6 protein-coding genes are annotated in these 4,777 nt (G+C 52.7%); 2 read left to right on the plus strand and 4 right to left on the minus strand.

All coding sequences use genetic code 11. The features are described from left to right. Positions 1–1,934: formate dehydrogenase-N subunit alpha (gene fdnG, locus KQJ18_RS21620; protein WP_216422712.1), on the minus strand; the 1,934-nt coding region annotated here is incomplete at its 3' end. A gap of 194 nt (positions 1,935–2,128) precedes the next feature. Between fdnG and fdhD the strand changes: the two genes are divergently transcribed. After that, complete coding sequence (fdhD, locus tag KQJ18_RS21625) at positions 2,129–2,965, plus strand: formate dehydrogenase accessory sulfurtransferase FdhD (protein ID WP_085049712.1); 837 nt, start codon at positions 2,129–2,131, stop codon at positions 2,963–2,965. On the opposite strand, the gene KQJ18_RS21630 is transcribed toward fdhD, so the two are convergent. Continuing rightward, on the minus strand, positions 2,932–3,438 hold the full coding sequence (locus KQJ18_RS21630; RefSeq protein ID WP_216422713.1) for a YgjV family protein: 507 nt from the start codon (positions 3,436–3,438) through the stop codon (positions 2,932–2,934). The two genes, fdhD and KQJ18_RS21630, sit on opposite strands and share 34 nt — an antisense overlap. A gap of 58 nt (positions 3,439–3,496) precedes the next feature. Continuing rightward, positions 3,497–3,886 carry a Crp/Fnr family transcriptional regulator gene (locus tag KQJ18_RS21635; RefSeq protein WP_346014726.1) on the minus strand — a complete coding sequence of 130 codons (390 nt, stop codon included), beginning with the start codon at positions 3,884–3,886 and terminating at the stop codon, positions 3,497–3,499. A 261-nt stretch (positions 3,887–4,147) separates the two neighbouring features. Between KQJ18_RS21635 and KQJ18_RS21640 the strand changes: the two genes are divergently transcribed. After that, complete coding sequence (locus tag KQJ18_RS21640) at positions 4,148–4,360, plus strand: DUF1471 domain-containing protein (RefSeq protein ID WP_038635907.1); 213 nt, start codon at positions 4,148–4,150, stop codon at positions 4,358–4,360. Positions 4,361–4,402: 42 nt separating this feature from the next. Here KQJ18_RS21640 and KQJ18_RS21645 read toward each other — a convergent pair whose 3' ends face one another. Continuing rightward, entirely contained in the window at positions 4,403–4,726 is a 324-nt protein-coding gene (locus KQJ18_RS21645; RefSeq protein ID WP_038635909.1) for an AzlD domain-containing protein, read from the minus strand. Between the last annotated feature and the right edge of the window lie 51 nt (positions 4,727–4,777).

Consider the following 4,777-nt stretch of genomic DNA (forward strand, 5'->3'; position numbering starts at 1 on the left):
ATCCCTGGGGCATCCGCGCCTTTCCAGTGCCACTGCAGCCAGCGACCAGAGTTGACGATCGAACCGTTCTCTTCGGCAAAGCAGGTGGACGGCAGACGGACTACTTCGGTCTGGATTTTCGACGGATCAACATCGTTCGACTCACCATGGTTCTGCCAGAAGGTGGAGGTTTCCGTGTTGAGCGGGTCGATAGTGATCAGATACTTCAGTTTGGACAGTGAAGCCACAACCTTGTTTTTGTTCGGGAATGAGGCGACCGGGTTAAAGCCCTGGCAGATATAGCCATTCACTTTGCCCTGGTTCATCATCTCGAAGTACTGCAGGACGTCGTACCCTTTATCCCACTTCGGCAGCCAGTCGAAGCCCCAGCTGTTTTCCGCTGTCGCTTTATCGCCAAAGAAGGCTTTCATCATCGAAACGAAGAATTTCGGGTAATTGCCCCAATAGTTTACCTGGCCTTCCAGCAGCGGTTTTGGCGTGTTGGCGGCAAGGTAGGTTTGCAGGTCGGTCTGTTTTTCGCTTGGCAGCGTCAGATAACCCGGCAGACTCTGTGACAGCAGACCAAGGTCGGTCAGTCCCTGAATGTTGGAGTGACCACGCAGGGCGTTAACGCCGCCGCCGGCCATGCCCATGTTGCCGAGGAGCAACTGGATCATCGCCATCGTACGGATGTTTTGCGCACCCACGGAGTGTTGCGTCCAGCCCAGCGCGTACAGGAACGATGCGGTTTTGTCTTTGGCGCTGGTTTCTGCGATGTATTCACAGACCTTCAGGAAATCGGCCTTCGGCGTACCGCAGATATTCTCTACGACGTCCGGCGTATAGCGGGAGACGTGCTGTTTGAGCAGGTTCCATACACAGCGCGGATGTTGCAGAGTCACATCGCGTTTGGCGAAGCCGTTTTCATCCAGCTCATAGTTCCAACTGGTTTTGTCATACTTGCGTTTGTCCGCGTCGTAGCCGGTAAACAGGCCATCTTCGAAGCCATAATCCTCACGCACGATCAGGCTGGCGTTGGTATAGGCCTCGGTATATTCGCGGTTGAATTTTTCGTTATTCAGCAGGTACAGCATGACGCCTGACAGGAAGGCAATGTCAGTACCGGAACGAATTGGGGCATAGAAATCAGCCACCGCTGCGGTGCGCGTAAAGCGAGGATCAATGACAATCAGCTTGGCGCCGTTGTGAATTTTCGCTTCCATCGCCCAGCGGAACCCGACCGGGTGAGCTTCAGCGGCGTTACCGCCCATCACCACAACGAGGTTGGCGTTTTTAATGTCGACCCAGTGGTTGGTCATCGCACCGCGACCAAATGTTGGAGCAAGACTTGCTACCGTTGGTCCGTGTCAGACACGCGCCTGGTTGTCGACCGCGAGCATACCCAGCGCGCGGGAGAATTTTTGCGTCAAATAGCCGGTTTCGTTACTGGAAGCGGATGCACACAGCATCCCGGTGGAAAGCCAGCGGTTAACGGTTACGCCTTCGGCGTTTTGTGCAACGTAGTTAGCGTCGCGGTCTTCTTTCATCAGCTTAGCGATGCGGTCGAATGCTTCATCCCAGCTAATTTGCTGCCACTTATCTGAGCCTGGTGCGCGGTATTCCGGGAATTTCAAACGGCTTTCAGAGTGGATGAAGTCCACAAGACCTGCGCCTTTCGGGCACAGCGCGCCGCGGTTCACCGGGTGATCCGGGTCCCCTTCAATATGGAAGATGGATGCTTTGGCGTTTTTTGCTCCGTCACCGAGGCTGTACATTAACAGCCCACAGCCAACGGAACAGTAGGTGCAGGTGTTACGGGTTTCGCGGGTGCGCAGCAGTTTATATTGCCGTGTTTCCGCGAGCGCTACACCGGGTGCAAAGCCCAGTGCTGCTGCCGTGGTGCCTGCCATACCGCCAGCGCAGATCTTAAAGAACTGCCTTCTGCTGACCTGCATGGTTTGCTCCTTGTTTCGACATTGTCACATTCCCTTCGCATTTCTGCCATGCCAACGCGTGGGAAGTGGTTGTTATTTTTCTTTGCGGACGGGACCGCAAAGGTCCAGAATTGGGTGAATTTCCCTCCGTCCAGGAGGGATTTGTAAAGAATACCACAATGTTGGTATGCGTGTTCCAATATGGTTAAAAGAAAGTGAATAAGATTATTCAAGAAAACATTAAGAATGTGACATCTCCGACAGGATCGCGCCAATTGACGCTCTGGAAGCGCGAGGATTTGCAACATCCTCAGCCTGATGAGGTCGCTGAAGAAGTGCCTGTTGCGCTGGTCTATAACGGAATTTCACATGTGGTGATGATGGCGTCACCGAAAGATCTTGAGCATTTCGCGATGGGTTTTTCACTTTCTGAAGGCATTATTGAGTCCCCGCAAGATATTTACGGGATGGACGTGGTTCCTTCCTGCAACGGATTAGAAGTTCAGATTGAGCTATCCAGCCGCCGTTTTATGGGGTTGAAGGAGCGTCGTCGCGCACTGGCTGGTCGCACCGGCTGCGGTGTGTGTGGCGTGGAGCAGCTCAATGACATCGGCAAACCGGTCCAGCCTCTGGCATTTACCCAGACTTTTGATCTGGCGCTCCTCGATAACGCCTTAAGGCATCTCCATGATTACCAGCCCGTGGGGCAACTGACCGGCTGCACGCACGCGGCGGCATGGGTACAGCTTTCAGGTCATCTGGCAGGTGGACATGAAGACGTTGGGCGTCATGTCGCGCTGGATAAACTGCTGGGGCGTCGGGCGCTCGAAGGGGAAACCTGGCAACAGGGCGCGGTATTAGTTTCCAGCCGCGCCAGCTACGAGATGGTGCAGAAGTCGGCAATGTGCGGCGTGGAGATTTTGTTTGCCGTTTCTGCGGCGACAACGCTCGCGGTGGAAGTTGCCGAACGCTGTAACCTGACGCTGGTGGGTTTTTGCAAACCAGGCAGGGCGACAATCTATACGCATCCGGAGCGTCTGATCGCGAAGTGACGCCACCAGGCGGCCAGGATACTGCCTGAAAATGCCAGTTCCATTATTACGGCAACGGGCGAGCCGACAATCACATTGTTCAGTAGCCAACACAGACTGCCGCACAATGTGTATCCGCGTAGTTTCCCACTGCGTTTTTGAAACGACGCAAAGGTCATCAGCAGGCTTCCCATCAGCGGCAAAATGCTCGACAGATTTTGCCAAAGATAAACGCTACACAGCAGCGACCCCAGCATAAATCCCCACATAGCCCAGCGGTGAAATGTGACGATGGCCGTCGCGTAGCGGCATGCGGCGATGACCATTAACCCAGCCGCAGCATTTTGATCCAAAAGATAGAAATGGATAGCGAGCAGGGAAGTGGAGGTGGTGAGCAGAGATAAGGTGATGGCCCGGCGTTGAAAATGAAAAGCGGAAATATCCAGCAAGAAGCTGATACCGGCCAGAATCTGAGAGAGAAGAAATGCGTTCATAATGTGCGCCAACCGTTGCAGAGTGGCGGGACAATACTCGACGCATTCACATAAGGCGTTAGCTTTTGTTAAGACGCTGGCGAATACGAGACAGGCTAACGGGATTAATACCGATATAGTTGGCGAGATCGCGCTGAGTGAGCTGCGACTCCCAGTCCGGGAAGTGTGTTTGTACATACCGGTAGCGCTGCTCTGGGGTATTGAGCAGCAGCATTTGCTCTTTTTTCTCTTTGTAGATCAATTGCTGAATCAGTAGCTGGGTCTTAATATCCTGATTTTCCGGCGCATCCAGCAAAGCCAAAGAAATTTCGCTGGTTTCTCCTGCGGTAATCATTTGCAGACTGTAATCAGCAGGCGTTTTGGTCAGCCAGTTCAGGTACAGAAAGCAGTACTCCCCGGCAAAGTAAAACTCTTTAACCCTTTCAACGCCGTTGTTTGCGTGGTACACCGCACGTGCAACGCCATGATGCAGAAAGTATATCTTGTTTTGAGGCTTACCCTGGAGATGCAACCAGGCACCCGCAGGTTGTCGCTTTTTTCGATGGCCTGGCAATAATGTTTGCGTGTGTTCAATTGACATTTTATCACTCAAATAATTTGAATAAGACAGGCAAATCCTTCCGCTTTTAGTTGTGTGATGAGATGGCTATTATTTATCACATCAAGGCACGGTGCCTTACTCAAACAACTAAGTTAAAGGGTTTATATCATGAAAAGCATCAAAACTTTTGTCGCAGTTATCGCTCTGGCTACTTCTTTCGGTTCATTCGCTGCTCAGACTGTTACCGCAACGGGTTCTACGCTGGAAAGTGCTGAAGCAAGCATTGCCGCTCAGGCTGAACGTGCAGGCGCCAGCGATTATAAAATCACCCAGGCTTACACCGGTAACCGCGTGCACATGACCGCTGAACTGCTGAAATAAGATACCTCAGTACTGTAGAAAGAGCGCCTTTGAGGCGCTTTTTTAGTTTATGCCCGCCATCCTCAACAGCGCGGTCACCACAGCGGCGGCAACGATCACCACGATCAGCGGCATTTTGCGCCAGGCGAGAAAGACCGCGAAGCCAACCCCAAGAACACGCGCCATTCCAGCAAAGTGTTCACCTTCATAAAAGGTGGTTGCCAGCGCGACGGAAAACAGCAATACCGTTGCGGCATCAGAAAGCAGGGCCTGCGAGCGTTCCGAGAACGCTAAACGACTCCCCAGTTTTGCTCCGCCTAAACGCATTAAATACGTTCCCAGAGATAATATGGCGATACCAACGATAAACAGCGTCATGTTGCCCATTATTTTTTCCTCGTCAGTAAACCAAACAGTGAGAGCAGTACCGGCAGGCCC

The sequence above is a fragment of the Citrobacter sp. S55_ASV_140 genome (assembly GCF_018919505.1).
In the GTDB taxonomy this organism is placed as follows: domain Bacteria; phylum Pseudomonadota; class Gammaproteobacteria; order Enterobacterales; family Enterobacteriaceae; genus Citrobacter; species Citrobacter werkmanii.

Bases quoted from the DNA above. Each gene is read 5' to 3' on its own strand.
- KQJ18_RS21630 (WP_216422713.1), bottom strand. From the start codon at position 3,438: ATGAACGCATTTCTTCTCTCTCAGATTCTGGCCGGTATCAGCTTCTTG.
- KQJ18_RS21640 (WP_038635907.1), top strand. From the start codon at position 4,148: ATGAAAAGCATCAAAACTTTTGTCGCAGTTATCGCTCTGGCTACTTCT.
- KQJ18_RS21645 (WP_038635909.1), bottom strand. From the start codon at position 4,726: ATGGGCAACATGACGCTGTTTATCGTTGGTATCGCCATATTATCTCTG.